Origin of the sequence: Sediminicoccus sp. BL-A-41-H5, assembly GCF_050632405.1 — a bacterium.
Classification (GTDB): Bacteria; Pseudomonadota; Alphaproteobacteria; order Acetobacterales; family Acetobacteraceae; genus Roseococcus.
The window spans coordinates 4,519,474-4,546,077 of record NZ_CP192601.1 but is presented as its reverse complement, the minus strand read 5'-3'; the positions used below and the strand labels follow the sequence as shown (position 1 = coordinate 4,546,077).

22 protein-coding genes are annotated in these 26,604 nt (G+C 69.5%); 6 read left to right on the top strand and 16 right to left on the bottom strand.

Annotated elements, in window-relative coordinates; translation table 11 throughout:
• Positions 1–14 precede the first annotated feature (14 nt).
• Genes ACQ860_RS22310 through dusB form a run of 6 tightly spaced genes read right to left on the bottom strand, consistent with a single transcriptional unit; the run spans position 15 to position 8,202 of the window.
• Positions 15–887 (bottom strand): D-amino-acid transaminase, encoded by an 873-nt coding sequence (locus ACQ860_RS22310; RefSeq protein ID WP_431305499.1) that lies wholly within the window; start codon positions 885–887, stop codon positions 15–17.
• 10 nt (positions 888–897) lie between these two features.
• On the bottom strand, positions 898–2,292 hold the full coding sequence (locus tag ACQ860_RS22305) for a sigma-54-dependent transcriptional regulator (protein ID WP_431305498.1): 1,395 nt from the start codon (positions 2,290–2,292) through the stop codon (positions 898–900).
• Positions 2,282–4,528: an ATP-binding protein gene (locus ACQ860_RS22300; RefSeq protein WP_431305497.1), complete on the bottom strand. Its 2,247-nt coding sequence runs from the start codon at positions 4,526–4,528 to the stop codon at positions 2,282–2,284. Before ACQ860_RS22300 ends, ACQ860_RS22305 begins: the two co-directional genes overlap by 11 nt.
• Positions 4,529–4,541: 13 nt before the next feature.
• Positions 4,542–5,984: a nitrogen regulation protein NR(I) gene (gene ntrC, locus ACQ860_RS22295; protein WP_431305496.1), complete on the bottom strand. Its 1,443-nt coding sequence runs from the start codon at positions 5,982–5,984 to the stop codon at positions 4,542–4,544.
• The gene (locus tag ACQ860_RS22290; RefSeq protein WP_431305495.1) at positions 5,981–7,150 is read right to left on the bottom strand and encodes a two-component system sensor histidine kinase NtrB; all 1,170 of its coding nucleotides are present in this window, start codon (positions 7,148–7,150) and stop codon (positions 5,981–5,983) included. Before ACQ860_RS22290 ends, ntrC begins: the two co-directional genes overlap by 4 nt.
• A complete protein-coding gene (gene dusB / locus ACQ860_RS22285; RefSeq protein WP_431305494.1) occupies positions 7,147–8,202 on the bottom strand; it encodes a tRNA dihydrouridine synthase DusB in 1,056 nt (351 codons plus the stop codon). Before dusB ends, ACQ860_RS22290 begins: the two co-directional genes overlap by 4 nt.
• A gap of 91 nt (positions 8,203–8,293) precedes the next feature.
• On the opposite strand from dusB, the gene ispD reads away from it, so the two are divergent.
• The 3 genes from ispD (at position 8,294) to ypfJ (ending at position 11,780) form a co-directional block, all read left to right on the top strand.
• Complete coding sequence (gene ispD, locus ACQ860_RS22280; protein ID WP_431305806.1) at positions 8,294–9,457, top strand: 2-C-methyl-D-erythritol 4-phosphate cytidylyltransferase; 1,164 nt, start codon at positions 8,294–8,296, stop codon at positions 9,455–9,457.
• Positions 9,458–9,754: 297 nt separating this feature from the next.
• On the top strand, positions 9,755–10,936 hold the full coding sequence (locus ACQ860_RS22275) for an acetyl-CoA acetyltransferase (RefSeq protein ID WP_431305493.1): 1,182 nt from the start codon (positions 9,755–9,757) through the stop codon (positions 10,934–10,936).
• Positions 10,937–10,961: 25 nt separating this feature from the next.
• Positions 10,962–11,780 carry a KPN_02809 family neutral zinc metallopeptidase gene (gene ypfJ, locus ACQ860_RS22270; RefSeq protein ID WP_431305492.1) on the top strand — a complete coding sequence of 273 codons (819 nt, stop codon included), beginning with the start codon at positions 10,962–10,964 and terminating at the stop codon, positions 11,778–11,780.
• A 38-nt stretch (positions 11,781–11,818) separates the two neighbouring features.
• On the opposite strand, the gene ACQ860_RS22265 is transcribed toward ypfJ, so the two are convergent.
• The 8 genes from ACQ860_RS22265 to ACQ860_RS22230 all read right to left on the bottom strand — a co-directional run bounded on the left by ACQ860_RS22265 (position 11,819) and on the right by ACQ860_RS22230 (position 19,675).
• Positions 11,819–12,781 (bottom strand): tripartite tricarboxylate transporter substrate-binding protein, encoded by a 963-nt coding sequence (locus ACQ860_RS22265; protein WP_431305491.1) that lies wholly within the window; start codon positions 12,779–12,781, stop codon positions 11,819–11,821.
• 121 nt (positions 12,782–12,902) lie between these two features.
• Positions 12,903–13,106, bottom strand: a complete 204-nt coding sequence (locus ACQ860_RS22260) for a hypothetical protein (RefSeq protein ID WP_431305490.1) — start codon at positions 13,104–13,106, stop codon at positions 12,903–12,905.
• Positions 13,107–13,124: 18 nt separating this feature from the next.
• Entirely contained in the window at positions 13,125–14,114 is a 990-nt protein-coding gene (locus ACQ860_RS22255; protein WP_431305489.1) for an ABC transporter ATP-binding protein, read from the bottom strand.
• Entirely contained in the window at positions 14,111–15,079 is a 969-nt protein-coding gene (locus ACQ860_RS22250) for an ABC transporter ATP-binding protein (RefSeq protein WP_431305488.1), read from the bottom strand. Before ACQ860_RS22250 ends, ACQ860_RS22255 begins: the two co-directional genes overlap by 4 nt.
• The gene (locus ACQ860_RS22245) at positions 15,079–15,981 is read right to left on the bottom strand and encodes an ABC transporter permease (protein WP_431305487.1); all 903 of its coding nucleotides are present in this window, start codon (positions 15,979–15,981) and stop codon (positions 15,079–15,081) included. The genes ACQ860_RS22250 and ACQ860_RS22245 overlap by 1 nt, the downstream gene beginning before the upstream one ends.
• 3 nt (positions 15,982–15,984) lie before the next feature.
• Entirely contained in the window at positions 15,985–16,965 is a 981-nt protein-coding gene (locus ACQ860_RS22240) for an ABC transporter permease (RefSeq protein ID WP_431305486.1), read from the bottom strand.
• Positions 16,966–16,971: 6 nt separating this feature from the next.
• Entirely contained in the window at positions 16,972–18,552 is a 1,581-nt protein-coding gene (locus ACQ860_RS22235; protein WP_431305485.1) for an ABC transporter substrate-binding protein, read from the bottom strand.
• A 43-nt stretch (positions 18,553–18,595) separates the two neighbouring features.
• Positions 18,596–19,675: an AI-2E family transporter gene (locus tag ACQ860_RS22230; protein ID WP_431305484.1), complete on the bottom strand. Its 1,080-nt coding sequence runs from the start codon at positions 19,673–19,675 to the stop codon at positions 18,596–18,598.
• 43 nt (positions 19,676–19,718) lie between these two features.
• On the opposite strand from ACQ860_RS22230, the gene ACQ860_RS22225 reads away from it, so the two are divergent.
• The 3 genes from ACQ860_RS22225 (at position 19,719) to ACQ860_RS22215 (ending at position 22,848) form a co-directional block, all read left to right on the top strand.
• Positions 19,719–20,378: a DsbA family oxidoreductase gene (locus tag ACQ860_RS22225; RefSeq protein ID WP_371819099.1), complete on the top strand. Its 660-nt coding sequence runs from the start codon at positions 19,719–19,721 to the stop codon at positions 20,376–20,378.
• An 839-nt stretch (positions 20,379–21,217) separates the two neighbouring features.
• Positions 21,218–21,526, top strand: a complete 309-nt coding sequence (locus tag ACQ860_RS22220) for a hypothetical protein (protein ID WP_431305483.1) — start codon at positions 21,218–21,220, stop codon at positions 21,524–21,526.
• Complete coding sequence (locus tag ACQ860_RS22215; protein WP_431305805.1) at positions 21,517–22,848, top strand: PAS domain-containing sensor histidine kinase; 1,332 nt, start codon at positions 21,517–21,519, stop codon at positions 22,846–22,848. Before ACQ860_RS22220 ends, ACQ860_RS22215 begins: the two co-directional genes overlap by 10 nt.
• Before the next feature lie 7 nt (positions 22,849–22,855).
• Here the strand turns inward: ACQ860_RS22215 and mfd are convergent, their stop codons facing one another.
• Together mfd and ACQ860_RS22205 are read right to left on the bottom strand one after the other, a co-directional pair.
• Positions 22,856–26,296 (bottom strand): transcription-repair coupling factor, encoded by a 3,441-nt coding sequence (mfd, locus tag ACQ860_RS22210; protein ID WP_431305482.1) that lies wholly within the window; start codon positions 26,294–26,296, stop codon positions 22,856–22,858.
• Positions 26,293–26,598: a succinate dehydrogenase assembly factor 2 gene (locus tag ACQ860_RS22205; protein WP_431305481.1), complete on the bottom strand. Its 306-nt coding sequence runs from the start codon at positions 26,596–26,598 to the stop codon at positions 26,293–26,295. Before ACQ860_RS22205 ends, mfd begins: the two co-directional genes overlap by 4 nt.
• Positions 26,599–26,604 lie beyond the last annotated feature (6 nt).

Below are 26,604 nucleotides of genomic sequence, written 5' to 3'. Positions count from 1 at the left end.
ACCATCGGGCGGGGTCATGCCGCGTTGCCCAGGCCGGCATGCACATGCCGGGAAAACAGGTCGAAGAGGCGGCGCGTGATGGGCCCCACCTGCCCATCGCCCACCGCGCGGCCGTCAATCTTCACGATGGGCTTCACGAAAGAGGTGGCCGAGGTCAGGAAAGCCTCCCGCGCGCCCTGCAATTCCGCAAGGCTGAAGGGCTCCAGGCTGTAGGGAATGCCCGCCGCCTCCATCTCCGCGATCAGCGCGCCGCGCGTGCAGCCGGGCAGGATCACCTGGTCCAGGTGGCGGGTCCGCAGCACGCCCGCCGCATCCACGATCCAGAAGGAGGTGGCCGCACCCTCGGTCACCATGCCGGTCGCTTCCTCATAGAGGATCGCCTCGGCCGAACCCGCGTCGCGCGCCGCCTGCCGGGCGAGCACATTGGGCAGCAGGTTCACGCTCTTGATGTCCCGCCGCGCCCAGCGCAGGTCCGGGTGGGTGATGGCCGTGATGGTCCAGCGCTCCACATCCTTGGGGTAGGGCGGGATGTGGCGCACGGTGACGACGAGCGAGACGGGCACCGGCGTCTTCGGGAAGGCATGGTCCCGCCGCGCCACGCCGCGCGTCACCTGCATGTAGAGCAGGCCGTCCGTCACGCGGTTGCGGCGAGCCACCTCCATCAGCACCATGCGCAGCGCGGCGCGCGGCATGGGCATGGGCAGGTGGATTTCCTTCAGCGAGCGCTCCAGCCGGTCGAGATGGCGGACCTCGTCAATGAAGCGGCCGCGGTAGAGGTGCACCACCTCATAGATCCCGTCGCCGAACTGGTAGCCGCGATCCTCGACATTCACCGAGGCGTGGCGCTGGGGCACATAGGCCCCGTTCACATAAGCGATCTTCGACATGCGAAGAAGCTTAGGCGGTTCCCGACGCCCTGTCTTCCGCGTGGACGCCGAGGAATTTCAGCTTCCGGTGCAGCGCGCTGCGTTCCATGCCGACGAAATTGGCAGTCCGGCTGATATTGCCCCCGAAGCGCAGCAATTGCGCCTCGAGATATTGCCGCTCGAAGGCTTCGCGCGCGTCGCGCAGCGGCAGCGTCATGATCTCGCTGGAACGATCAAGCCGCAGCATGGAGGGTGCGGTGGAGACGATCTCGGGCGGGAGCGATTCCGCCCGGATGGGCGCGCCCGAATCGCCCGGCGCCATGATCAGCAGCCAATCCATCAGGTTGCGAAGCTGGCGCACATTGCCCGGCCAGTCATGCGTCTGCAGAGCGGCGATCGTGTCCTCCGCCAGCGCGCGCGGCGCGAGGCCCGAGCTTTCGATGGAGCGCGTCATGAAGTGGCGCGCCAGCGCTGGCACATCCTCCCGCCGCTCCCGCAGCGCCGGCATGCGCAGCGGCACGACGGAGAGGCGATAGAACAGATCCTCGCGGAAGCGCCCGGCCGCGATCTCGGCCTGCAAATCCTTGTTGGTGGTGGCGATGACGCGCACATCCACCTTCACGCGCGTGGCGCCGCCGATGCGCTCGAAGCCCTGCTCCTGCAGCGCGCGGACAATCTTGCCCTGGGTCTCCAACGGCATGTCGGAGACCTCGTCCAGCAGCAGCGTGCCGCCATGCGCGCGCTCCAGCGTGCCGGCGCGGCGCGGCTGGTCGCCGCGCGGCTCCACGCCGAAGAGTTCCTCCTCGATGCGCGACGGGTCGAGTGTCGCGCAGTTCAGCGCCACGAAGGGGCCATCGGCGCGGCGGGAGCGCGCATGCAGCATGCGCGCGGCCACCTCCTTGCCGGTGCCGGGCGGGCCACTGATCAGCACGCGCGAATTGGTCGGCGCCACGCGCTCGATCGCGGAGCGGATCTGCGCCATGGCGGCGGAATTGCCGATGAGTTCCGCCTCCGAGCCCGCGCGCAGGCGAAGGTCGCTGATCTCGCGCTTGAGCTTCGCCGCTTCCAGCGCGCGGGCGACGATGAGCAGCAGCCGGTCGCTCTTGAAGGGCTTCTCGATGAAGTCGAAGGCCCCCTTCTGGATGGCCTGCACCGCCGTCTCGATATTGCCGTGGCCCGAGATCATCACGCAGGGAACATGCGGCTCCTCCCGGTGCAGCGCGTCCAGGATCTCAAGCCCGTCCATCCGCGAATTGGCCAGCCAGATGTCGAGGATGACAAGCGAGGGACGGCGCGCGCGGAAATGCGCGATGGCGGTGTCGGAATTATGCGCCTGCCGGGTCTCGTAGCCCTCATCGGAGAGGATGCCGTCCACCAGCGAGCGGATATCCGGCTCGTCATCCACGATCAGGATGTCATGCGCCATGGCGCGGCTCCCTGGTCTCCAGCCCGGCGGCGCCCACCGCCTCCGACTCCAATTCCGGCAGGATCAATTCAGCCCGCGCGCCCTGCCCCTCGCGCGCATCGCCAAGGCGGATGCTCCCGCGATGGTCCTCCATGATCTTCTTCACGATCGCGAGACCAAGGCCGGTTCCCTTTGTCTTGTGCGTCACATAGGGCTCGGTCAGCCGGTCTCGCTGGTCCCCCGCCGGCAGGCCGATCCCGTCATCTTCCACCGCGATGATCAGACGCCCCGCTTCGGAAGACAAGCCGACACGGATATGGCCGACCGGCCTGGGGCAGGCAAGGCCCTCCTCCTCGTCCCGCTGGACCCGCATGGCGATGGCATCCGCCGCATTGTTGAGCAGGTTGGTCAGCGCCTGGTTGATCAGGCGGCGGTCACAGGCGGCGAAATGCCTCTCCTCCGGCAGCTCCGTCACCCAGGCGATCTCGGGGCGGGATTGCTGTTGCAGGACGAGCGCCTCGCGCACCAGGCGTCCCATCTCCTCGGGGCGGATCACCGGCTGGGGCATGCGGGCGAAGGCGCTGAACTCATCCACCATGCGGCCGATATCCCCCACCTGGCGGACGATGGTGTCCGTGCAGGCGGTGAAGGTCTCGGGGTCCTGGGTGATCTGCTTGAGGTAGCGCCGCTTCAGGCGCTCGGCGCTGAGCTGGATGGGGGTCAGCGGGTTCTTGATCTCATGCGCGATGCGTCGCGCCACATCCGCCCAGGCGGCCTGGCGCTGGGCGGTGAGCAGGGCGGAGATGTCGTCGAAGGTGAGCACATGGCCCTGCCCCTCCATCTCGGGCGAGAGACGGGCGAGCAGGGTCTTGCGGTCATTGGGCGGCCCCACGCGGATCTCGGCCGTACGGGTGGTGCCCGGCTGCGCCAGGAGGCCTGCGAACTCCGGCGCCACCTCGGCCATGAGGCGGCCGATCTCGCGCTCCAGGTCAATGCCCAGAAGCTGGCTCGCGCTGCGGTTGGGCAGGTTCACCCGCAATTCCTGGTCGAGGCCCACGATGCCGGCCGAGACGCCGCCCAGCACGGCCTCGGTGAAGTTCTGCCGCTCGGCAATCTGGCGATAGGCTTCCAAGAGTTCGCTGCGCTGGCCGGCCAGCTGGTTGGTCATGCGGTTGAAGGCGCGGCTCAGGCTGCCGATCTCGTCATCGCCATCCCCTTCCTCCACCCGCACCGAGAGGTCGCCGCCGCGCACCCGCTCGGCCGCGGTGATGAGGCGCGCGATCGGCCCCGCGAGCTGATTGGCGAGCACGAGGCCGACCAGAACCGCGGCCAGCAGCACGAGCAGCGCGCCGATGGCGAAGATCATCACGAAGGTGATCTGCAGCCCCTCGCGGTTGCGGTCGATCGCCTGATAGGCCGTCACCGCCTGCTCGGTCCGCTGCATGTGCTCCAGCACCGAGGAATCCACCGGGCGGCCGATCATCAGCTGCAGGCCGGAGGCGGGCGTCAGCGCCACGATGGCGCGCACGCGGTTCTCCTCCTCGACCGCCACGACCGCCACCTCGCCGCCGGTCGCGATCTCGATCGCCCAATCGGGCGGCGGCGAGAGCAGGAAGGCGGAACTCACCCCGGCATGCGCGACGATGCGGCCGAGCAGCGGTTCGAAGACCACCGCCTCGGTCAGGCCGCGCGCGCTGGCCTGCGTGGCCAGCACGCGGGCGAAGGCGAGGCTCTGGTCGGGCAGCAGGACGACGGCGCGGTTCAGGTCATTCGCCATGGCCAGCGCATCGGCGCGGATGTTGTTCTGGTGCTCCTCGAAATAGGCGCGGCTCGCCATCAGCGAGGCCTCGAGCGCCGTCCGCACGCGGTCGCTGAACCACGCCTGGATGCCGAGGTTGAAGAAGATCGCCGAGAAACCCGCCAGCAGCATGGCCGGCACGATGGCGACCACGGAGAACAGCAGCACCAGCCGCGTGTGCAGCCGCGATCCGGCCGAGCCCCGCCGCCTCTCCGCCCAGACGCGCACCAGCTGCCCGGCCAGCGAGGCCAGCAGCAGCAGGATGATGGCGAGGTTGATGAGGACGAGCGCCACCACCTGCCCGGGCCGCGTGGGCCCGAGCGGGCTGCCATCGGACAGCACCACGAAGGTGAGGATGCCCATCACCAGGGCGCCCACCGCGAGGCCGAGCGTCACACCCTTGCCCAGCAGCATGTCGGCGAGCCGACGCAGCAGCGGGACCCGGGCCGGTTTCGCCATGCTCAGGGTGTGCTCACGACAGGCCGCGGACGACCGGCAATTCGAGGTCGCGCAGCTTCTTGCGGAGCGTGTTGCGATTGAGGCCCAGCAACGCCGCCGCCTTGATCTGGTTGCCGCGCGTGGCGCTGAGAGCGAGGCGCAGAAGCGGGCGCTCCACCTCCGAGATCACGCGGTCATGCAGGTCGCGGATGGGGATGCCATCCTTGTGCGCCGCCATGAAGATCTTGAGGTGCCGCTCCACCGCCTGTTCCAGCGTCTCGCTGGAGCGCGGCGCGCCGTCGGAGGGCGCCTCGGCCTCGGCGAGTTCGGCGGCCACCGCCTCCTCGCCGATCGTCTCCTGCGGGTAGAGGGCGGCGAGGCGGCGCATCAGGTTTTCCAGCTCACGCGCATTGCCCGGCCAGGCGTGGCGCTTCAGCCGCTCCAGCGCCTCGTTGCTGAGCGACTTCATGGGCAGGCCCGAGGCGCGGGCCCGCTCCAGGAAATGGCGGGCCAGCAGGGGGATGTCCTCGGTCCGCTCGCGCAGGGGCGGCAGGCGGATGGGCACCACGTTCAGGCGATAGAACAGGTCCTCGCGGAACAGGCCGGCGCGGATCGAGGCGCGCAGGTCACGGTGCGTCGCCGCCACGATGCGGACATTGGCCTTCACCGGCTGGCGGCCGCCCACGGTCGTGAACTCGCCCTCCTGCAGCACGCGCAGCAGTCGGGTCTGCGCTTCGGCCGGCATGTCGCCGATCTCGTCGAGAAACAGCGTGCCGCCGGCCGCCTGCTCGAAGCGGCCCACGCCGCGGGTCAGCGCGCCGGTGAAGGCGCCGCGCTCATGGCCGAAGAGCTCGCTCTCGATCAGCTCGCGCGGGATCGCCGCCATGTTGATGGCCACGAAGGGCCCCTGGCGGCGCTTGCCATAGTCATGCAGCGCACGCGCGATCAGCTCCTTGCCCGTGCCGCTCTCGCCCGTGACCATGACCGTGAGGTCGGCCGTCGTGAGGCGGGCCACCGTGCGGTAGATCTCCTGCATCGCCGTGCTGCGGCCCACCAGCGGCAGGCGTTCGCCGGCCTCGCCCTCCTCCTCTTCCGGCAGGGCGGTCGCGGGCTGCGCCAGGGCGCGCTCGACGACGTTCAGCAGTTCCTTCAGGTCGAAGGGCTTGGGCAGGTATTCGAAGGCGCCGCGCTGCGCCGCCTTCACCGCCGTGGTGAAGGTGGATTGCGCCGACATCACCACCACGCGCAGATCGGGGCGGATGCGTTTCATGCGCGGCAGCAGGTCGAGCCCGTTCTCATCCGGCATCACGACGTCGGTGACGACGAGGTCGCCCTCGCCATCCTCGACCCAGCGCCAGAGCGTGGAGGCCGAGGAGGTCGCGCGGACATTGTACCCGGCGCGCGTCAGCGCCTGGGACAGGACGGTGCGGATCGCGCGGTCGTCATCGGCGATCAGGATGGTGCGGGAATCGGTCATTCGTCACTCTCGTTCGCCGCCTGGTCCCCACGGAGATTGGGCGGCTGGGCCGGCAGGGACAAGCGGAAGGTGGTGCGGCCGGGGCGGCTGTCGCATTCGATCAGGCCGCCATGGTTCGAGACGAGCTTCGCCACGAGCGCGAGGCCGAGCCCCTGCCCGCCCCGCTTGGTGGTCACGAAAGGCTCGAAGAGCGTCGAGCGCAGCGCCTCGGGGATGCCCGGCCCGTTGTCACGCACGATCACCTGGAGCGGCAGATGCACGCGCTCGCTGCTGCCCGGCACCGCGATGCGTACGCCGTGGTGATAGGCGGTGGAGAGCAGGATCTCGCCGCTGCCGCCCGAACCCGAGCCGTCGCTCAGCGCCTCGGAGGCATTCTTCACGAGATTGAGCAGGATCTGGATGAGTTGATCCCGGTCCCCCCAGACGGCGGGCAGCGACGGATCGTATTCCTCGACGATGCGCAGATGGCAGGCGAAGCCCGTCTGCGCGACGCGGCGCACATGGTCCAGCACCGAATGGATGTTCACCGCGCGGCGCGTGATCGGCCGGTCGGAGAACATCTCCATCCGGTCCACGAGGTTGCGGATGCGGTCGCTTTCCTCCTGGATGAGCTGGCAAAGCTCGCGGTCGCCCTCGGAGGCGCCCTGCTCCAGCAATTGCGCGGCGCCACGGATGCCGGAAAGCGGGTTCTTCACCTCATGCGCCAGCATGGCCGCCATGGCGGTCGCACCCCGCGCGGCGCCCAGGAAATGCAGCTGCCGGTCGAGCATGGCGGCGGTGGAGCCATCCTGCAGCGTCAGCACCACGCCGCCGGGGAGATCGGGCATGGGGGCGCCATAGACGGAGACCCCATGCCGGTGCAGGCGCGGGCTTTCCAGGGAGAGATCGTGATCCGCCACCGGGCTGTCCTGCAGGCGGATCTGGTGCAGCAGGGCGAAGAGGCGATGATCGGCCGGCAGCAGCTCGGCCAGCTGCACGCCCATCAGCGTCTGCTGGGATTGCTGGAAAAAGAGCTCCGCCGCGGGGTTCACGAAGCGGAAGCGATCCTCCCCATCCAGCACCACGGCCGGCATGGGCAGGGCCTGCAGGATGGCGGCGCTGTCGGGCGGTGCCAGGGCCCGCGGGCGGCGCGCCAAGGCGGCCACGCGGCTGATCACGCCGGTCATGCCGCTTCCCGCCAGGGCTCTTGGGCCGGCGCGTGTCCGCGCTCGATGAGCGGGCCGTAGAAGCCCAGAATGAGCGACTCCGCCGCCTCGCCCATCTCCACCCGGTTCACCAGGGCACGGAACTCGGCGCTGCCGGGCAGGCCGCGCGAATACCAGGCGACATGCTTGCGCGCCATGCGCACCCCCACCCCCTCGCCGTGATGCTCCAGGATGGCGCGGTAATGCTTGAGCAGGATGGCGAGCTGCTCCTCCAGCGTCGGATCCGGCAGGCGGATGCCCTCGCGCAGGAAGGCCGCCACCTGGCGGGGGAACCAGGGCCGGCCATAGCAGCCGCGCCCGATCATCACGCCATCGGCGCCCGAGCGGGTGAGCGCGTCCAGCGCATTGTCCACGGTGACGATGTCGCCATTGGCGATGACGGGAATGCTCACCGCCGCCTTCACGGAGGCGATGAAATCCCAATCCGCCACGCCGGTGTAGAGCTGCTGCCGCGTGCGGCCATGGATGGTGACGAGGCGGATGCCGCATTCCTCGGCGATGCGGGCGAGCTTCGGCGCATTCAGGCTCTGGTGATCCCAGCCCATGCGCATCTTGAGCGTGACCGGCACCGGCACGGCCTTCACCACCGCCTCCAGGATGGCCGCCGCGCGCAACTCATCGCGCATCAGGGCGGAGCCGGCGCTCTGGCCGACGGCCACCTTCTTCACCGGGCAGCCGAAATTGATGTCGACGATGGCCGCCCCTTTGTCCACGACGAGGCGCGCCGCATCGGCCATCACCGCCGGATCGCAGCCGGCGAGCTGGACCGAGGAGGGGCCGCCCAGCTCATCCCCAGAGGGATCGGTCACGTCGCACATCTTCAGGCTCTGCCGGTTCTCACGGATCATCGCGGCGGAGGCGATCATCTCGCTCACCACGAGCCCGGTGCCCTCGGCCCGCGCGAGGCGGCGGAAGGGCAGGTCCGTCACGCCCGACATGGGTGCGAGGATCACGGGCGTTTCGATGGTCACATCGCGCGCAAGCGAGATGGGCCGGAGGCGGTTGCTCATCATTTGGGCAGGCATACGCAAAACCGAGCCCCGCGTCCACGGCGCGCGTATCGCCGGGCGAGATTTCTCGCCCTCAATTCCCGTGCCCGCCGATATGGCCTATTCCAGCGGCACGATGATCGCAGCCCTTCTCCTGGCCGCCGGGCGCGGCGAGCGCTTCGGCGCCCCCGAACCCAAGCAATATGCCCTGCTTCTGGGCCGCCCTGTGCTGCGGGTGGCGGCGGAGGCGCTGCTGGCCGGCGGGCATGTCGCAATCCTCCAGCCCGTCTGCGCCGCGGGCGAGGAGGCACGCATCACCGCCATGCTGGAGGGGCTGCCGCACCGTCCCCCCGTCATCGGCGGCGCCACGCGCCAGGCGAGCGTGAAGGCGGGCCTCGCCGCCCTGGCCCCGCTCACGCCCGGTGCCGTCCTGGTGCATGACGCGGCCCGGCCGGTGATCCCGCCGGGCACCATCCCTGCCCTGCTCGCCGCCCTCGAAGCCCGCGCCGGCGCCATCCCCGCCCAGCCCGTCTCCGACACGCTGAAGCGCGGCGAGGCGGGCGTGATCGGCGAGACGGTGCCGCGCGCCGGCCTGTTCCGCGCGCAGACGCCCCAGGCCTTCCGCTTCGAGACGCTCCGCGCCGCTCATGACGCCGCGACGGCCGAGGCCACGGATGACGCGCAGCTCCTCGAATGGATCGGCGAGAGCGTGGCCCTGGTGCCGGGCCATGAGAGCAACGTGAAAATCACCTTCCCGGAGGATCTGGCCCGCGTGGAATCCACCCTTCAGCCGCGGCTGCTGCCGCGCATCGGCACCGGCTTCGACGTGCACCGCCTGGTGCCCGGCCGCCCCTTGATCCTCTGCGGCGTGACCATCCCGCACGAACTCGGCCTCGATGGCCATTCCGACGCCGATGTCGGCATCCACGCGCTCTGCGACGCGATCTACGGCGCGCTGGCCGAGGGCGATATCGGCCGCCACTTCCCGCCCTCGCAGATGAAGTGGCGCGATGCCGACAGCGCGCAATTCCTGGTGCACGCCATGGGACGCGTGCGCGCCCGGGGCGGCATGCTGGTCAATGCCGACGTCACCCTGATCTGCGAGCAGCCCAAGATCGGCCCGCATGCGGGGGCGATGATCACGCGCCTCGCCGGCATCATGGGCGTGGAAGAGCGGCGCATCGGCGTGAAGGCGACGACCACCGAGCGCCTGGGCTTTCCGGGCCGTGGCGAGGGCATCGCCTGCCAGGCGGCGGTCAGCCTGATGGTTCCCGACTGACGGCTTGTCCGGCCCATTCACCACCTGGGGTGGAATGGCGAAAAAAAAGCCGCTCCTTGCGGAGCGGCCAAGTCAAGGTTGAGGAAGGCAAAGCTGTCGGGGCTGAACCAGCGCCCGACGAGTGCAGATATGGTCAACGTCAAACGCCGTTCAAGACCTTTTCGGAAATGCATCGCTTAACGAATTCGCCATCTGTTGTTTTTTTGCAACATGTCCGGACCAAGCGTCACCACAGGCAGCACTGGCGGCGCCCCCCTCCCCTGGCCTAACTTCCCCCGAAACGAGAGGAAAGCTGCCATGACCGCATCGCAACATGACGCCGCCATCATCGGCTGGGCGCATAGCCGCTTCGGCAAGCTGGAGGAGGCGCCCGACGCCGAGGCGCTGATCGGCCTGGTGGCGCGCGAAGCCATCGCCGATGCGGGCCTCGATCCGCATGAGGTGGATGCCGTCTTCCTCGGCACCTTCAATGGCGGCTTCCAGGCACAGGACTTCCCCTCCTCCCTGGTCTTCCAGGCCGTGCCCGAGCTCCGCTTCAAGCCGGCCACCCGCTTCGAGAATGCCTGCGCCACCGGCACCGCCGCCATCCATGGCGCGCTGGATTTCCTGGGTGCGAAGCGTGGCCGCATCACGCTGGTCATCGGTGTGGAGAAGATGACCTCCACCCCCGGGCCGCGCGTGGGCGAGATCCTGCTCTCCGCCTCGCACCTCAAGACCGAGGCGGGGATCGAGGCGGGCTTCGCCGGCGTCTTCGCCCGCATCGCCGAGGCCTATTTCCAGCGCCATGGCGACAGCTCGGACGCGCTGGCCGCCATCGCCGCCAAGAACCACGCGAATGGCGTGGACAACCCCTATGCCCAGATGCGCAAGGATCTCGGCTACGAGTTCTGCCGCCATGAGAGCGAGAAGAACCCCTTCGTCGCCCGCCCCCTGAAGCGCACCGATTGCAGCCTGGTCTCGGATGGCGCGGCCGCGCTGATCATCGCCGAGGGCGATGTCGCCGCCACCGCGCGGCGCGCCGTGCGCTTCCGCGGCACGGCCCAGGTGAATGACTTCCTGCCCATCGCGCGGCGCGACATCATCCGCTTCGAGGGCGCGCGGGAGGCCTGGGCCCGGGCCTTCGCGGCCTCGGGCCTCAAGCTCGCCGACCTCTCCTTCGCCGAGACGCATGACTGCTTCACCGTGGCCGAGCTCATCGAATACGAGGCGATGGGCCTGACGCCGGAGGGTCAGGGTAGCCGCGCCATCCTGGAGGGCTGGACCCGCAAGGATGGCCGCCTGCCGGTCAATCGCTCGGGCGGGCTCAAGGCCAAGGGGCATCCGATCGGTGCCACCGGCGTTTCGATGCACGCGCTCGCCGCCATGCAGCTCACCGGCGAGGCGGGCGCCATGCAGCTCCCGCGCGCCGAAATCGGCGGCGTCTTCAACATGGGGGGTGCGGCCGTCGCCAATTATGTGAGCATCCTCGAGCGCGTCTGACCCCGGCGCGCAGGAGCCTGCGCCGATGCGAATGGATGACGAACGCGAGAGCCGCAACCTCGAGGACCGGCGCGGCGCCGGCCGTGGCGGCTTCGGGGGTGGCGCGCGGATCGGCGGGCTCGGCCTTGTCGCCGTCGTCGTCATCTCGCTGCTGCTGGGCGTGGACCCGGGCGTGGTGCTCTCCATGCTGGAGACCGGCCAGGCGCCCGTCACGCAGCAGGCCGCCCAGGCACCGCCGCGCGACGATCCGGCGGCGCGCTTCGTCAGCCGCGTGCTGGCGAGCACGGAGGATGTCTGGTCAGCCGAATTCGCCCGCCACAGCCAGCGCTACGAGCCGCCGCGCCTCGTGCTCTTCTCGGGCGCGGTGCAGTCGGGCTGCGGCGTGGCGCAATCGGCCATGGGGCCCTTCTACTGCCCGAGTGACCGTCGCGTTTACCTCGACCTCGCCTTCTTCCGCGACCTCGCGCAACGCATGGGCGCGCCGGGGGATTTCGCCCAGGCCTATGTCATCGCGCATGAGGTGGGCCACCATGTGCAGAACCTGTTGGGCCGTCTCGGCGGCGGGCGGGACAATGCGGCCTCGGTGCGGACGGAGCTGCAGGCGGATTGCCTGGCCGGATTCTGGGCGCGCCAGGCGCATGAGACGCGGCGCATCCTGGAGCAGGGCGACATCGAGGAAGGCTTGGCCGCAGCGGCGGCGGTGGGCGATGACCGCCTCCAGCAGCAGGCCCGCGGCCATGTGGCGCCTGAAAGCTTCACCCATGGCAGCAGCGCGCAACGCGTGCGCGCGCTGAAGATCGGCCTGGCCGGCCCGGATTCGGGAGCCTGCCTGGGCCGGGGCTGATTCACGCCTTTGGTGCACGGGCCCAAGGCGATCAGGCCCTAACGCTCCGGCTGCACCCCCATCGCCCGCACCGTGTCGCGGATCGCGACGATTTCGGCCTGCAGCCGCGACTCAGCCGCCTCGGGCGTCTGCTCGGCGGGCGGGAAGATGGCGCTGCCGAAGCTCGCGAAGCGCTCGCGAATGACAGGGTCGGCCAGCACCTCGCGGAGCGCCGTGTTCAACCGCTCGATGACCGGACGCGGAGTGCCGGCCGGCGCGAAGAGCGCGTTCCACAGCACCAGCTCGAAGCCCTCGAAGCCGGATTCCGCCAGCGTCGGCACATCGGGCAGCGCGGGCAGCCGCGCGCGGGTGGTGACGGCGAAGGCGCGGGCGGCGCCCGCATTCACCTGCGGCAGGCCGGTGGTGGAAATGTCGCAGATCACATCCACCCGGCCGCCCAGCATGTCCTGGAAGGCTGGCGCGCTGCCGCGATAGCCGATCTCGGTGAAGCGCGTGCCCAGGCGATGCTGGATCAAGAGCCCGCAGAGATGCAGGGCCGACCCGGTTCCCGCATGGCCAAGCGTCACGCGCTCGCCCCCGGCCCGCATCCAGGCGAAGGCGGCGGCCACGTCGCGTGCGGGCAGGTCCCGCCGGCCGATCAGGATCATCGGGCCGTAGTTGATGAGGCCCACCGACGCGAAGGCGGTGGCGGTGTCATAGGGCAGGTTCGCCTGCAGCGCGGCGCTGCCCGGCAGTGCCAGATGGTTCACCAGCAGCACATGCCCATCCGGCGCCGCCCGCGCCACGCGGGCCGAGCCGATGCTGCTGCCGGCGCCCGAGACATTCTCGACGACGAAGCGCTGGCCGAGGCGCTGGCTCAGCCCCTCGGCGACCAGGCGCCCCGTCGTGTCGGTCGGCCCGCCGGGCGCGAAGGGGATGACGAGCGTGACGGGCCGATCGGGAAAGGCGGCGGCCGGCAGCGCGAGAAGGGTGAAGGCGGCAAGCAGGAACGCCAGGCGCATCAGGACCTCCAGGGATCGTGTCCCTGGAAGCTGTGCAATTTTCACGCCATGAAAAAACGCGCGCTGGCGGCCCGCCATGACGCCGGCCTGGGCAGATCGACCCGGCCGATGGCGGCCTGCCTCAGTACAGGTGTTCGAGATAGGCCATCGCGGCCACAGCCACCGCCGCGACCACCAAGGCGGGAATCAGGACGGCGCGCTCGCCGCTCCAGCCCTCCGTGATGCGCGGGCCATGCCGGTCCATGGCATCCACGATGCCGCTGCCGGAACGGGAGTCAGGGGTATGTCGTATGCTCATATCCCAGGAACCGAAGAGCCGGGCCAAGGTTCCGCGGGGCTTGTTTCAGCCCCGCCCCTCCTCGACCGCGTGGCATGCCACCATGGCATCGCCCGCCGGCTTCATCACCGGCACCTCGGCCTTGCAGCGCGCATTGGCGAGCGGGCAGCGCGGGTGAAAGGTGCAGCCCGAGGGCGGCGAGATGGGGCTCGGCACCTCGCCCCCCACCGGAATCCGCTGCCGGCCCGTCATCTCCAGGTCCGGGATCGCCTCCATCAGGGCGCGCGTATAGGGGTGGCGCGGCTGCTGGAAGAGGCTCTCCGCCGGCGACAACTCCACCAGCTTGCCCAGATACATCACGCCGATGCGGTCGCTCACCTGGCGCACGACGGCCAGGTTGTGGCTGATGAAAAGGAAGGTGAGCCCGAGGCGGGACTGCAGTTCCTTCATCAGGTTCAAAATCTGCGCCTGCACCGAGACGTCGAGCGCCGAGGTGGGCTCGTCGCAGACAAGGAATTCCGGGTTGGAACTCAGCGCGCGGGCGATGGAGATGCGCTGGCGCTGCCCGCCCGAGAATTCATGCGGGTATTTCTGCCCATCGAGCGGCGAGAGGCCCACCTGCGTCAGCAATTCGCCGACGCGCGTGAGGATCGCCTGCTTGTCCTCGATCAGGCCGAAGGCGCGGATCGGCTCGGCCACGATGTCCACCACGCGCCAGCGCGGATTGAGCGAGGCGTAGGGGTCCTGGAAGATCATCTGCATGCGGCTGCGCTGCTTGGAATCGGCGCGCGCCTGCGACAGATCCTGCCCGTCGAACATCACGCGCCCGCGCGTGGTGGGGTAGAGGCCCACCATGAGCCGCGCGACGGTGGACTTGCCGCAGCCGCTCTCGCCCACCAGCGAGAGAGTGGTGCCCTTCGGGATATCGAAGGAAATGCCGTCCACCGCGCGCAGCGTGCGCTTGCCCTCGCGCGCGACAAGGCGCTGGATCAGGGGCTTGGAGACGTCGAAATACCGCGCGACATCCTCGGCCGCGATCATCGGGGTGGCAGTCACGACTGGCCCTCCGCATAAAGCCAGCAGGCGGCACGGGTGGTGCCCGCATCCATCAGATCCGGCCGCTCCACCGCGCAGCGGGAGAAGACCTTCGGGCAGCGCGGGTTATAGGCGCAGCCCTGGGGTATGGCCGTCAGCCGCGGCATGGCGCCATCGATCTGCTGCAGCCGCTCCACCCGCCGGTCGAGGGGCGGGATCGAGCCCATCAGCCCCTGCGAATAGGGGTGGCGGGCCTGGCGCACCACCTCGCGCACGGGCCCGATCTCGGCGATGCGGCCGGCATACATGACGGCCACGCGGTCCGCGGTTTCCGCGATCACCCCCATGTCATGGGTGACGAGCATCATCGCCGTCCCCTTCTCGCGCGCCAGGGTCTTCAGCATGGCGATGACCTGCGCCTGGATGGAGACATCGAGCGCCGTCGTCGGCTCGTCGGCCACGATCAGCTTGGGCTCGGCGCACAGCGCCAACGCGATCACCACGCGCTGGCGCATGCCGCCGGAGAACTCATGCGGGTAGCTGTCGATGCGCTCCCGCGCCGCCGGAATGCCGACCAGTTCCAGCCAGCCGATCGCCTTCTCCCGCGCCTCGGCGGGGGTGATGGGCAGGTGGGTCGTCATCGTCTCCACCAGCTGACGGCCGATGGTGTAGAGCGGGTTCAGCGTGGTCAGCGGGTCCTGGAAGATCGCGCCGATCTCGCGGCCGCGGATCCGGCGCATCTGCTCATAGGGCAGGTTGTCGATGCGCCGCCCCTCCAGCAGGATCTCGCCCTTGGCGATGCGGCCGGGCGGCTCCAGCAGGCCGATGATGGCGGCACCCGTCATGGACTTGCCGGCGCCGGATTCACCCACCACGCCCAGCACCTCGCCAGGCGCGATCTCGAAGGAGACATCGTCCAGCGCCACCAGCGTGCCGCGCCGCGTCGGGAATTCAACGCGGAGATTCTTGACTTGAAGAAGGCTCATCAGCGCAGCCTCGGGTTCAGCGCGTCGCGCAGCCAGTCGCCCAGCAGGTTCACGGAGAGCACCATCACGATCAGCGCGACACCGGGGAAGATCGTGATCCACCACTCGCCGGAGAACAGGAAGTCATTGCCGATACGGATCAGCGTGCCGAGCGAGGGCTGGGTCGGCGGGACGCCGACGCCCAGGAAGCTCAGCGTCGCCTCCGCCAGGATGGCGAAGCCGAGGTTCAGCGTTGCGATCACGAGCACGGGTGACATGACATTGGGCAGCACATGGCTGCGCATGATGCGCAGTGGCGAAAGCCCGATGACGCGCGCTGCCTGCACATATTCCTTGTTGCGCTCCACCAGCGTGGAGCCGCGGACGGTGCGGGCGAATTGCGGCCAGTTGGAAATGCCGATCGCGAAGATGACGACGAAGAGCGCCACCTCGCTATGCGTCTCGCGCGGCAGCACCGCGCGCACCACGCCGTCGATCAGCAATGCCACGAGGATGGAGGGGAAGGTCAGCTGGATGTCAGCGATGCGCATCAGCAGCGCATCCACCTTGCCGCCGAGATAGCCGGCCAGCAGGCCGACCGTCACACCCACCAGGGTCGAGAAGATCACCGCCGCGAAGCCCACCAGCAGCGAGACGCGCGCGCCGTACATGATGGCCGAGAGCATGTCCCGCCCCTGGTCATCCGTTCCGAGCGGATAGGTCGCATCGCCCTCGGAGGACCAGGCCGGCGGCTTGAAGGCGTCCATGAGCTGGAGCGAGGCGAGGTCGAAGGGGTTGTGCGGCGCCAACACCGGCGCCAGCACCGCGCCCGCGATGCAGATGAAGGCGACGATTGCCGAGAGCACCGTGATGGGCGAGCGGGTGAAGCTCCACCAGAGGTCGGAGTCGAAGAAGGCTTTCATCGCTTAGTGCCCCTTCCCGCGGCCGACGCGCAGCCTGGGGTCCACCGCGTAATAGAGAAGATCCACGATCAGGTTGATCGTCACGAAAACGAGCGCGATCAGCATCAGATAGGCCGCCATGACCGGGATGTCGGCCGCGCCCACGCTCTGGATGAAGAGGAGCCCCATGCCGGGCCACTGGAACACCGTCTCGGTCACGATGGCGAAGGCGATGATGCCGCCCAGTTGCAGGCCGGCGATGGTGATCACCGGCACCAGCGTGTTCTTCAGCGCATGGCCGAAATTGATGGCCCGGTTGCTGAGGCCCCGCGCGCGGGCGAACTTGATGTAGTCGGTCCGCAGCACCTCCATCATCTCGGAGCGCACGAGGCGCATGATGAGCGTCAGCTGGAAGAGGCCCAGCGTGATGGCCGGCAGGATCAGCGCCTTGATGCCCGACCAGGTGAAGAAGCCCGAACTCCACCAGCCGATCCGCGTCACATCCCCGCGCCCGAAGCTCGGCAGCCAGCCGAGCCAGACGGAGAAGGTGAGGATGAGCAGGATGCCGATCAGGAAGGTCGGCAGCGAGACGCCGACCAGGCTGAAGGTCAGGAAGAAGCGGGAGAGCCAGGAATTGCGGTAGAGGCCGGTATAGACCCCCATCGGCACCCCGATCGCCAGCGCCAGGAAGGCGGCCGTCAGCGCCAGCTCCAGCGTCGCCGGCGCGCGCTCGGCGATCAGCTCCGCCACGGGGCGGGAGAGCCGGTAGGAGAGGCCGAACTCGCCCTGCACGGCATTGCCGAGGAAGGTCGCGAATTGCACGAAGAAGGGCTGGTCGAGACCAAGGTCACGCACCAGCGCCTCGCGCTGCGCCTCGGTGAAGTCCTGGCCCAGCATGATCGCGACGGGGTCACCCACATAGGCGAACATGGCGAAGCTGATGAGCGAGACCACGAACATCACCGGCAGCGCCTGGAGGATGCGGGAGACGATGAAGGAGAACATGCGGCCTCAGTTCACCACGGCCCAGCGGAAATAGGGCTGGTTGTTGGCCATGTGCGGGATGGTGATGGTGGCCCGCATCGCCCAGGGGATCATCTGGTGATGCAGCGGGATGTGCGGCACGTCCTCGCGGTAGAGGCGCAGCGCCTCGCGGATCGTGGCGTTGCGCGCCTCGCCCGTCTCGGTCTTCATGCGCTGGATCAGGGCGTCCATCTGCGGGTTTGAATAGCGGCCATAATTCCAGATGCCGTCGCCCTGCGCGCCGTTGCGCGTCGCCAGCAGGGACTGGAAGGAATAGAGCGCATCGAGCGTCGGAACACCCCAGCCCAGCATGTAGAGGCTGGTGTCATCACGCTGGATCTTGGCGAAGAAGGGGCCGAGCGGCATGGCGTTCAGCCGCGCCCGGATGCCGACCCGCGCCCACATGGCGACGATCGCCTGGCAGATCTGCTCGTCATTGATGTAGCGGTTGTTGGAGCAGTCGAGCGTGATCTCGAAGCCGTTGGGATAGCCCGCCTCGGTCAGCAGGGCGCGGGCGCGGGCCTGGTCATAGGGCAGGCGCACATCCTCCTCGCGCGAATAGCCCTGCACCTGCTCGGGGAAGAGGGTGCCGGTCACCACGCTCTGGTTGCGCATGATGGTGCGATGGATCGCCTGGATGTCGATCGCGTGATAGAGCGCGCGCCGCACGCGAATGTCGCGCAGCGGGTTGCGGCCGCGCACGTCGGAATAGAGCAGCTCGTCGCGGGCCACATCCATCGCCAGGAAGATGGTGCGGACCTCCGGCCCCTCCAGCACGCGCAGGCCCTGGGCGTTGCGCAGGCGGGCGAGGTCCTGGAGCGGCGGGTCGATCACGAAATCGATCTCGTTCGACAGCAGCGCCGCCACGCGCGTCGCGTCGCTCGCGATCGGGCGGAAGATGATCTCGGTGACGTTGCCGTTGTTGCTCGGCACCTGCCAGCCCCACCAGTCGGGGTTGCGGGCCAGCACGGTGCGCACATCGGGCTCCCGCGCCTGGAGGCGGAAGGCGCCGGTGCCATTGGTGTTGCGGACCGTGAACATCTCCTCGCGCTGGCGGGTGTTCTGCGGGCGCGCCGCGTTGTTCCGCTCGCTCCAGCTGCGGGACATCATGAAGACCGAGGCGAGCTTGTTCGGCAGGATCGGGTCCGGCGCCTTCGTGATGATGTCCACCGTCAGCGCGTCCACCGCGACGGCGCGGTCGATCGTGTCCACGAAGATGCCGAAATTGCTGGTGGGCTGCAGGGCGCGGGTGATGCTGAACACCACGTCGTCGCTGGTGAAGGCCTCGCCCTCATGGAAGCGCACGTTCGGGCGCAGCGTGAAGCGCCAGCGCGTCGGCTCCTCCTGCCGCCAGGCGGTGGCCAGGCCGGGCTCGAGGCCGAGCTGCGGGTTGCGGCTGATCAGCGCGTCATAGATCTGCTGCAGCACCATGGTGACGGTGCCGACATTCTGGCTGTGCGGGTCCATCGTGTTCGGATCGCCGCTCGCCGCCCAGCGCACGGTCCGCGCCTCGGCAACACCCACCATCAGCGCCGCGACCAGGATCGCGGCCCGCCACAGAGCCTTCATTGATGTCTCCCGAACCCCAGGCCGCTCCGGCCGGAAAGCGCCGCTATACGGGCGGATGCGCCCCGGGGGAAGCCTCTTCCCGGACGCCCAGGGCCCATTCCTTGATGAGCGTATAGCCCAGCGCCAGCAGGACAGGCCCCAGGAACAGGCCGAGGAAGCCGAAGGCCAGCACGCCGCCCAAGGCGCCCAGGATGGTCAGCAGCAGGGGCAGGTCGGCGCCGCGCGAGATGAACCAGGGCCGGATCACATTGTCCACCGAGGAGATGCCGAGCCCCCCGTAGAGCGCCAGGAAGATGCCCCAGCCGATGCTGCCGGTCGCCAGCAGCCAGATCGAAGCCGGGATCCAGACCAGCGGCGCCCCCACCGGCAGGATGGAGATGACGCCCGCGATCACCGCCAGCAGCACCGGCTGCGGCACGCCCGAGATCCAGAGGCCGAAGAAGGTCATGAAGCCCTGGGCCACCGCCGTGCCCAGCATGCCATAGACCACCCCGCGCGTGACATTGCCCGTCAGTTCCCACAGATGCGCGGCCCGCGCGCCCGCCAGGCGCTCCAGCAGCCCATAGGCGCCCTTCGCCAGCGCCGGCCCATCTCTATAGATGAAGAAGGCGAGCAGGATCGCGATCAGCATCTCGGCCACGCCCGAGAGCAGCCCCAGCAGCAGCGAGAGCGCGAATTGCGCGATGTCCCCCGCATAGGGCCGGATGGTGGCGACGAGGTGCGAGGCATCGCCCGCCAGCGCCTGCCACCAGTCATTCAGATAAGGCCCGGCCAGGGGGATGAGCAGGAAGACGCCCGAGAGATCGGGCAGGCCCTCGCTGAAGACGCGGACCAGCCAGTTGCGGATGCCCTCGATATCCTCGCGCCGGACCGGCGTGGCAAACACCAGCGGCAAGCCGATCAGCAGGAATTCCGCCGTCACCATCACGCCGGCGGCCATCCCCGCCCCCAGGCGCAACCGGTCGGTCAGGAAGCGGTAGGCGGGCCAGGTGCAGAAGACGAGGATCACGGCCCACATCAGGGCCGAGATGAAGGGCTTGAGCACCAGGAAGCAGCCGGCCGCCAGCGCGCCGGCCGCGATGAACCCAACCAGCCGCGCCAGTTGCTCCTTGCTCTCCATCATCCACCCTTTGCCGAGACACGCCGGAAGCCTGTAGCATGCACGCGTGAACATTCTTGCGCCACCACGCCCGCGGCTCTCGGTCGAGATCGTCTTCGATCTGGTCTGCCCCTGGTGCTACCTGGGCATCCGCCGCCTGATGCGGGTCCTGGCCGAGCGGCATGACCTGCAGCCCGAGCTGCAATGGCGCCCCTTCCTGCTGAACCCCGAGATCGCCCCCGGGGGCATCCCCCGCCAGGACTGGCTCGCCCGCAAGTTCGGCGGCGAGGACCGCGCGCGCCGGCTGCACGGGACCATCACCGAACTCGGCCGCGCGGAGGGAATCGCCTTCCGCTTCGACCTGCTGCGCCGCATCCCGGCCAGCCTCGACGCGCACCGGCTGTTGCGCTGGGCTGGCCGGCATGCGCCCGTGGATCGCCTGGTGGAGCGTCTCTTCGCCGCGTATTTCTGCGAGGGGCTCGATATCGGCCAGCACGCCACCCTCGCCATGCTGGCCGGCGAGGAAGGCTTCGACCAGACCGCCGCCCTTCGCCTGCTGGGCGGCGCCGGCGAGACGGAATGGGTCCATCTGGAGAACCTCCGTGCCCACCGCCTCGGCATCAACGGCGTCCCCTGCTTCCTGGTGGATGGCGAGCACGCCATCGCCGGCGCGCAGGAGCCGGAGGTGCTGGAACGGCTGATCGAAGTGGCGCTGGCAGCCGGTTGAGGCCGGGCGACCCGCTTGCACGCGGGCGCAATTCGGCCGTGGTTGGCTGGATTGGAGGCGAAACGGCCTCGGAAAGTCGACGGAATGAAAGATACCGAGCCGGATTGGGGGGCGGAGCTTGCAGCGCATGGCCTCCTGGCGGGAGGCAGCGAGCCAGAGCATGAGCGCGCCCTTCGGCTCGCGCTCCGCCTCTGCGACGCCTCGGCGGGGGCCGTCATCTTCCGGGCGGGCGGGCCGCTCACCGCCCTGGGCGAGGAAGCGACCAGCGCCGCCCTCGCGCTTGATCACCTCGCGCTGCAGGTCATCGAGCGCGCCGCGCCTGTCCTGACAGCCCAGCCATCCTCCGCCTTCCGCTTCCAGGCCGGCGGTTCCCCTCGTCAACACCCATGGCGCCGTCCTGGGCGCCCTCTGCGTCCTGGACCAGCGTCCCGGCCCCCCACCCGGTGGGACCGCCCAGGATGCGACGCGCGAGGCGCTGCTCGACCTCGCGCGGATCGTCATGGAGCGGTTGGAGGAACGCCGCGGCGCGCTCAGCCATGCCCGCGTGGCGCGGGATGCCCAGTTGATGCGGCGGCTGATGGCTGTCGCAGCCGAGGCGGCCGATCTCGAAAGCTCGGTCCGGTCCGCCGCCCAGGCGTTGTGCGAGGCGCACGCAGGCCCTGACCTGCCAACTCTGGCAACGCAATACGGGCCCCGCGCTCAGCGCCCGCTTCCTGGGCGGCTGGAGCGAGTCCTCCTTCGCCGTTGAGCTGAAAACCCAGCGCAACCAGACGATCTCGGCGCCGAACTCCCCCACCCTGCGCGCCCTGAGCGAAGGCCGGCAGATCCTCGTCGAGGATGTGACGACCGAGGACAGGGCGACCAACCCGCTCCTGGGCCCCGCCGCTGAGCGGGGCCTGCGCACGATCATGGTCTCGCCCTTCAAGCTGGAGGCGCAAAGCTTCGCCCTGCTCATCGGCCTGGGCGAGGGCCGGACCGACCTCACCGAACTCTCGCACCTCCTGGACCAGGCGGCCTCCGCGCTGCGCTCCATCCTGCGCCGCCTGCGCGACGAGGAGCAGGCCCGCCTGCTGCGCCGCGTCGTCGAGATGCCAACCCCGCCTTCGAGCGAGAGACGGGCTACAGCCAGGCCGAGGTCCTGGGCCTGACGCCCCGCCTGCTCCAGGGGCACGGCACCTCCAACAAGGCCCGGCGCAACATCCGCAACGCCCTGAATAAATGGCAGCCGGTCCGGCAGGCGGTCCTGACCTACCGCAAGGATGGCAGCACCTTCTGGTCCGACCTGCGGATCTCCCCCGTGGCCGACAGCGAGGGGTGGTTCACCCATTGGGTCTCCATCCAGCGCGACGTGACGCTGGAGCGCGAGGCGGAGCTCGCCCGCGCCGAAGCCCTGGCCGAGCGCGATTCCATGCTGGCCCGGCTGCCGGGGGTGCTGTTCCGCTTCGAGCGGCAGCCCGATGGCCGCTGGTTCCGCCGCTACGCCTCGGCGCAGCTGGAGGCGCTGACCGGCTTCACCCCGGCCGAGGCGACGCAGCTCGGATGGTTCCAGGAACATGCCCACCCGGAGGATTGCGACCGGATCTTGGCCCTGCCGGACGCCACCATCGGCCACCCCGAATCCGCCACCGAATTCCGCTTCCGGCACAAGGATGGCCGCTGGCTCTGGATCCGCGGCATCCAGCGCGGCCAGGTGAACGGCGCGGGCGTGCCGGAGCTGATGAGCATCTGGACCGACATCACCCGCGAAAAGCAACTCGCCGAGCAGCTCGCCCATTCCGCCAAGCTCGCCCAGCTGGGCGAGGTGACGACCGGCATGGCGCATGAGCTGAACCAGCCGCTCGCCACCATCAGCATGGCGGCCGACATCATGCTGCTGCAGCTCGACACCGCCGACCCGGCCATGGCGCCGATGCGCGAGCGGCTGGAGAAGATCATCGGTCAGACCGCGCGCATGGCGAACCTGATCGACCACATGCGCATCTTCGGCCGGGCCGAGAGCCTGCCCGCGGGCCCCATGGACCTCGCCAAGGCCGTCCATGCCGCGCTCGACTTGCTCAACAGCAAGCTCACCCTCTCCTCCGTGCAGGTGACGCTGGAGCTGGCGGCGGATCTGCCTGCGGTGGTCGGCATCGCCATTCCGCTGGAGCAGGTCCTGATGAACCTCGTCGCCAATGCCTGCGACGCCTATGATGCCCAGCCGCCGCGTGGCGGGACGGAACGGCGCATCCGGCTGCGGGCGTGGCGCGAGGCAGACCGCGTGCTGCTCGAAGTGCGCGACGCGGCGGGCGGCATCCCGGAGGACGTCCTGCCGCGCATCTTCGATCCATTCTTCACCACGAAGCCGGTGGGCCAGGGCACGGGCCTCGGGCTTTCGATCAGCTACGGGATCATCCAAGACATGGGCGGCACCCTCACCGCGGCCAATGTCCCGGGCGGCACGGCCTTCACCATCGCGCTGCCAGTAGCCTGACGGCCGATCACGCCGCCTTGGCCTGCTCCACCACGCGCACGAGGTTCGCGACCAGGCCGCGCGCGGCCTTCACCCGGGCATCGAAGGGCAGCTCCCGCAGCAGAGCGAGCTTGTGGTCCGGCCGCAGCGAGACGAGCCCCTTCTGCCCGGACACCCAGGCGACGAGGCCGGCCGGATTGGCGAAGCGGTTCTTGTGGAAGGCGATGACGACGCCCTTCGGCCCCGCATCCACCTTCTCGACGCCCGCCGCGCGGCAGGCGAGCTTGAGGCTCACCACCTGCAGCAGGTTCTCGACCTCGGGCGGGATGGGCCCGAAGCGGTCGGCGAATTCGGCCGCCATGGCCTCCACCTCGGCCTCCGTCTCCAGGCCACCGATGCGGCGATAGAGGCCGAGGCGCACCGGCAGTTCCTGGACGTAGTTCTCCGGGATCAGCACCGGCAGGCCCAGGTTGATCTGCGGCGTGAAGCGGCCCTCCGCCTCGCGCGCGCGCTTGGAGCCGGCGCGCAGATCGGCCACCGCCTCCTCCAGCATCTCCTGGTAGAGCTCGATGCCGACCTCGCGGATCTGGCCCGACTGCTCCTCGCCGAGAAGGTTGCCGGCGCCGCGGATGTCGAGGTCGTGGGAGGCCAGCGTGAAGCCGGCGCCCAGATTGTCCAGCGTCTGCATCACCTCGAGCCGCTTCTGCGAGGTGGGGCTGAGCCGGTGATGCGGCGGCCAGGTGAGATAGGCATAGCCGCGCTGCTTGCCGCGCCCGACCCGCCCGCGCAGCTGATAGAGCTGGCCCAGGCCGAACATGTCCGCGCGGTGGATGATGAGCGTGTTCACCGCCGGCATGTCGAGGCCGGATTCCACGATGTTGGTGGCGAGCAGGATGTCGTACTTGCCGTCGCCGAACTCGGTCATCACCTGCTCGAGCTCGGTCGGCGCGAGCCTTCCATGCGCCTGCACCACGCGCGCCTCGGGCGCCACTTCGGCGAGGCGCTCGGCCATCTTCGCCATGTCCTCGATGCGGGGGACGACGACGAAGACCTGGCCGCCGCGGAAGCGCTCGCGCTGCACCGCCTCACGCAGGACCAGGGAATCCCAGGGCATGATGAAGGTGCGTACGGCCAGGCGATCCACCGGGGGCGTGGCGATCACGCTCATCTCCCGCACGCCGGACAGCGCCAGCTGCAAGGTGCGCGGGATGGGCGTCGCCGTCAGCGTCAGCACATGCACGCCGGCCTCCAGCTCCTTCAGCCGTTCCTTGTGCTTCACGCCGAAATGCTGCTCCTCATCCACGATCACGAGGCCGAGATTGTCAAAGCCGATGCCCTTGCCCAGCAGCGCATGCGTGCCGACGACGATATCCACCTCGCCCGCCGCCAGCGCCGCCTTCACCTGGGCCGCTTCCTTCGCCGTCACCATGCGCGAGAGCTGGGCCACCTTGACGGGCAGCCCCGCGAAGCGCGCGGTGAAGATGCGGTGGTGCTGGCGGGCCAGCAGCGTGGTGGGCACGACGACCGCGACCTGGGAGCCCGACATGGCGACGGTGAAGGCCGCGCGCAGCGCCACCTCCGTCTTGCCGAAGCCCACATCGCCGCAGATCAGGCGGTCCATCGGGCGGCCGGAGGCGAGGTCCTCCAGCACATCGGCGATGGCGCGCGCCTGGTCCTCGGTCTCGGCATAGGGGAAGCGGGCGCAGAACTCGTCCCAGGCGCCTTCGGGCGGCGCCATCATCGGCGCCTCGCGCGTCTGGCGTTCGGCGGCGATGCGGATCAGCGCGCCCGCCATGTCGGCGATGCGCTGCTTGGCCTTGGATTTGCGCGCCTGCCAGGAGGCGCCGCCCAGCTTGTCGAGTGCGACACCCGCCGTCTCGCTGCCGAAGCGGCTCAGGATCTCGATGTTCTCGACAGGGACGAAGAGCTTGTCATTGCCGTCATAGATCATGCGCAGGCAGTCATGCGGCGCGCCGCTCACCTCGATGGTGGCGAGGCCGTCATAACGCCCGATGCCGTGATCCTGATGGACCAGCAGGTCACCCACCTCGATCTGCGTGGCGTCGGCGATGAACTGGTCGGCGCGCTTCTTGCGGCGCGCGGGGCGGGCGATGCGCTCGCCCAGCAAATCCTGCTCGGCGGTGATGGAGATGGTTTCCGCCGTGAAGCCGCGCTCCAGCCCCAGGATGCCGACGCCGATGGTGCCGGGCGAGAGCCGCTGGAAGGCGTAGAAATCCTCCACCGGCTCGGCCGCCACGCGGTTCTCACGCAGCAGGGTGACGAGGCGCTCGCGCGAGCCGCGCGTCCAGGCGGCCAGCATCGGCTGGCGGCCGCGGCCGCGCTCGGTCTCGGCATGGGCGGCGTAGGCGGAGAACAGGTTCTCACCCGCCTGGCGGATCTCGGTGAAGAGGCGCCCGGCGCGGCCGCCGGCGTCGAACCCCTCGGCGCCCTCGGGCTTGTGGAAGGGCGAGAAATGCAGCTGCAGGCCCTGCCCCAGCATCGCGTCCCAGCCACGGCGATCCAGGTAGAGGCGAGCCGGCGGCGCGGGGCGGTAGGGCACCTCGCCCTCGTTCAGCCGGGCCGGGATGCGCCGCGCCTCGTAATGATCCTGGATCATCTCCAGCCGGGCGGCCAGCGCCTCCTCCGCCTGAGCGTCCAGGCTGACCGAGGCGCCGGGCAGGTAGTCCAGCAGCGTCTCCATCTCGGCGTGGAAGAGGCCGGCCCAATGCTCCATGCCCGGATGCCGCCGCCCGGCGCTGACCGAGACATAGAGCGGGTCCTCGGCCGCCGCATTGCCGAAAAGCTCGCGATAGGCGGTGCGGAAGCGCTCGATGGAGGCGGGGTCGAGAAACACCTCGCCCACCGGGCGTAGCGTCAGGCGGTCCACGGCGGCGCCGCTGCGCTGCGTGCCGGTGTCGAGGCGGCGGATGCTCTCGATCTCGTCGCCGAAGAGGTCCAGGCGCAGCGGGTCGGCCTCGCCCGAGGGGAAGAGGTCCAGGATGCCGCCGCGCACCGCGTATTCGCCGGGCTCCATCACGGTGCCGGTGCGGTTGTAGCCGTTGGTCTCCAGGAAGGCGGTGATCTGCTCGATGCTGGCGCGGCCACCCTTGCGCAGCAGGAGCGCGGAATTGGCGAAGGCGCTGCGGGGCGGCACGCGCTGCACCAGCGCGTTCACCGTGGTCAGCACGATGCGCGGGCGCGTGGCCTGGGTGGTGAGTTCGGCCAGCGTCGCCACACGTTCGGCGATCAGCTCCGGATTGGGCGAGACGCGGTCATAGGGCAGGCAATCCCAGGCCGGCAGGCGCAGCACCTCGGCCTCGGGCATGAAGAAGGCCAGCGCATCGGCCATGCGGGCCATGCGGGCATCATCGCGGCAGACATGCAGCACCGGCGCCTGGGTCTCGGCGCGGCGCTGGCGCAGCAGCAGCGCGTCATAGCCCTCGGGGGCGCCATAGACACGCAAGGTCATTTCAGGTGATCCGGCATGCCCGCGCCGGGTGCCGCGCTCTCGGTCGCGATCCGGTCAAACAGCGGCCCGCGCACCTCGGGGGGCGCCGGGCGGCGGCCGGAGAACCAGTCGGCCAGGTCCACATCCGGCAATTCCATGATGCTTTCCAACTCATCCAGCTCGGGGGCCGTGAGCGCGCCGATATGCCGGCGCACGAAGCCGCCCAGCATGAGGTCGCATTCCTTGGTGCCGCGATGCAGCGCCCGGAAGAGCAGGCGGCGTTGGCGGGCGGGGAGTTCGGGGGTTTCGTCAGGACTCGTCACGGGTGG

Excerpts from the sequence above, each read along its gene's own strand:
- ACQ860_RS22310 (WP_431305499.1), bottom strand. The coding sequence starts at position 887 with ATGTCGAAGATCGCTTATGTGAACGGGGCCTATGTGCCCCAGCGCCAC.
- ACQ860_RS22305 (WP_431305498.1), bottom strand. The coding sequence starts at position 2,292 with ATGGCGCATGACATCCTGATCGTGGATGACGAGCCGGATATCCGCTCG.
- ACQ860_RS22300 (WP_431305497.1), bottom strand. The coding sequence starts at position 4,528 with ATGGCGAAACCGGCCCGGGTCCCGCTGCTGCGTCGGCTCGCCGACATG.
- ntrC (WP_431305496.1), bottom strand. The coding sequence starts at position 5,984 with ATGACCGATTCCCGCACCATCCTGATCGCCGATGACGACCGCGCGATC.
- ACQ860_RS22290 (WP_431305495.1), bottom strand. The coding sequence starts at position 7,150 with ATGACCGGCGTGATCAGCCGCGTGGCCGCCTTGGCGCGCCGCCCGCGG.
- dusB (WP_431305494.1), bottom strand. The coding sequence starts at position 8,202 with ATGATGAGCAACCGCCTCCGGCCCATCTCGCTTGCGCGCGATGTGACC.
- ispD (WP_431305806.1), top strand. The coding sequence starts at position 8,294 with ATGGCCTATTCCAGCGGCACGATGATCGCAGCCCTTCTCCTGGCCGCC.
- ACQ860_RS22275 (WP_431305493.1), top strand. The coding sequence starts at position 9,755 with ATGACCGCATCGCAACATGACGCCGCCATCATCGGCTGGGCGCATAGC.
- ypfJ (WP_431305492.1), top strand. The coding sequence starts at position 10,962 with ATGCGAATGGATGACGAACGCGAGAGCCGCAACCTCGAGGACCGGCGC.
- ACQ860_RS22265 (WP_431305491.1), bottom strand. The coding sequence starts at position 12,781 with ATGCGCCTGGCGTTCCTGCTTGCCGCCTTCACCCTTCTCGCGCTGCCG.
- ACQ860_RS22250 (WP_431305488.1), bottom strand. The coding sequence starts at position 15,079 with ATGAGCCTTCTTCAAGTCAAGAATCTCCGCGTTGAATTCCCGACGCGG.
- ACQ860_RS22245 (WP_431305487.1), bottom strand. The coding sequence starts at position 15,981 with ATGAAAGCCTTCTTCGACTCCGACCTCTGGTGGAGCTTCACCCGCTCG.
- ACQ860_RS22240 (WP_431305486.1), bottom strand. The coding sequence starts at position 16,965 with ATGTTCTCCTTCATCGTCTCCCGCATCCTCCAGGCGCTGCCGGTGATG.
- ACQ860_RS22235 (WP_431305485.1), bottom strand. The coding sequence starts at position 18,552 with ATGAAGGCTCTGTGGCGGGCCGCGATCCTGGTCGCGGCGCTGATGGTG.
- ACQ860_RS22230 (WP_431305484.1), bottom strand. The coding sequence starts at position 19,675 with ATGATGGAGAGCAAGGAGCAACTGGCGCGGCTGGTTGGGTTCATCGCG.
- mfd (WP_431305482.1), bottom strand. The coding sequence starts at position 26,296 with ATGACCTTGCGTGTCTATGGCGCCCCCGAGGGCTATGACGCGCTGCTG.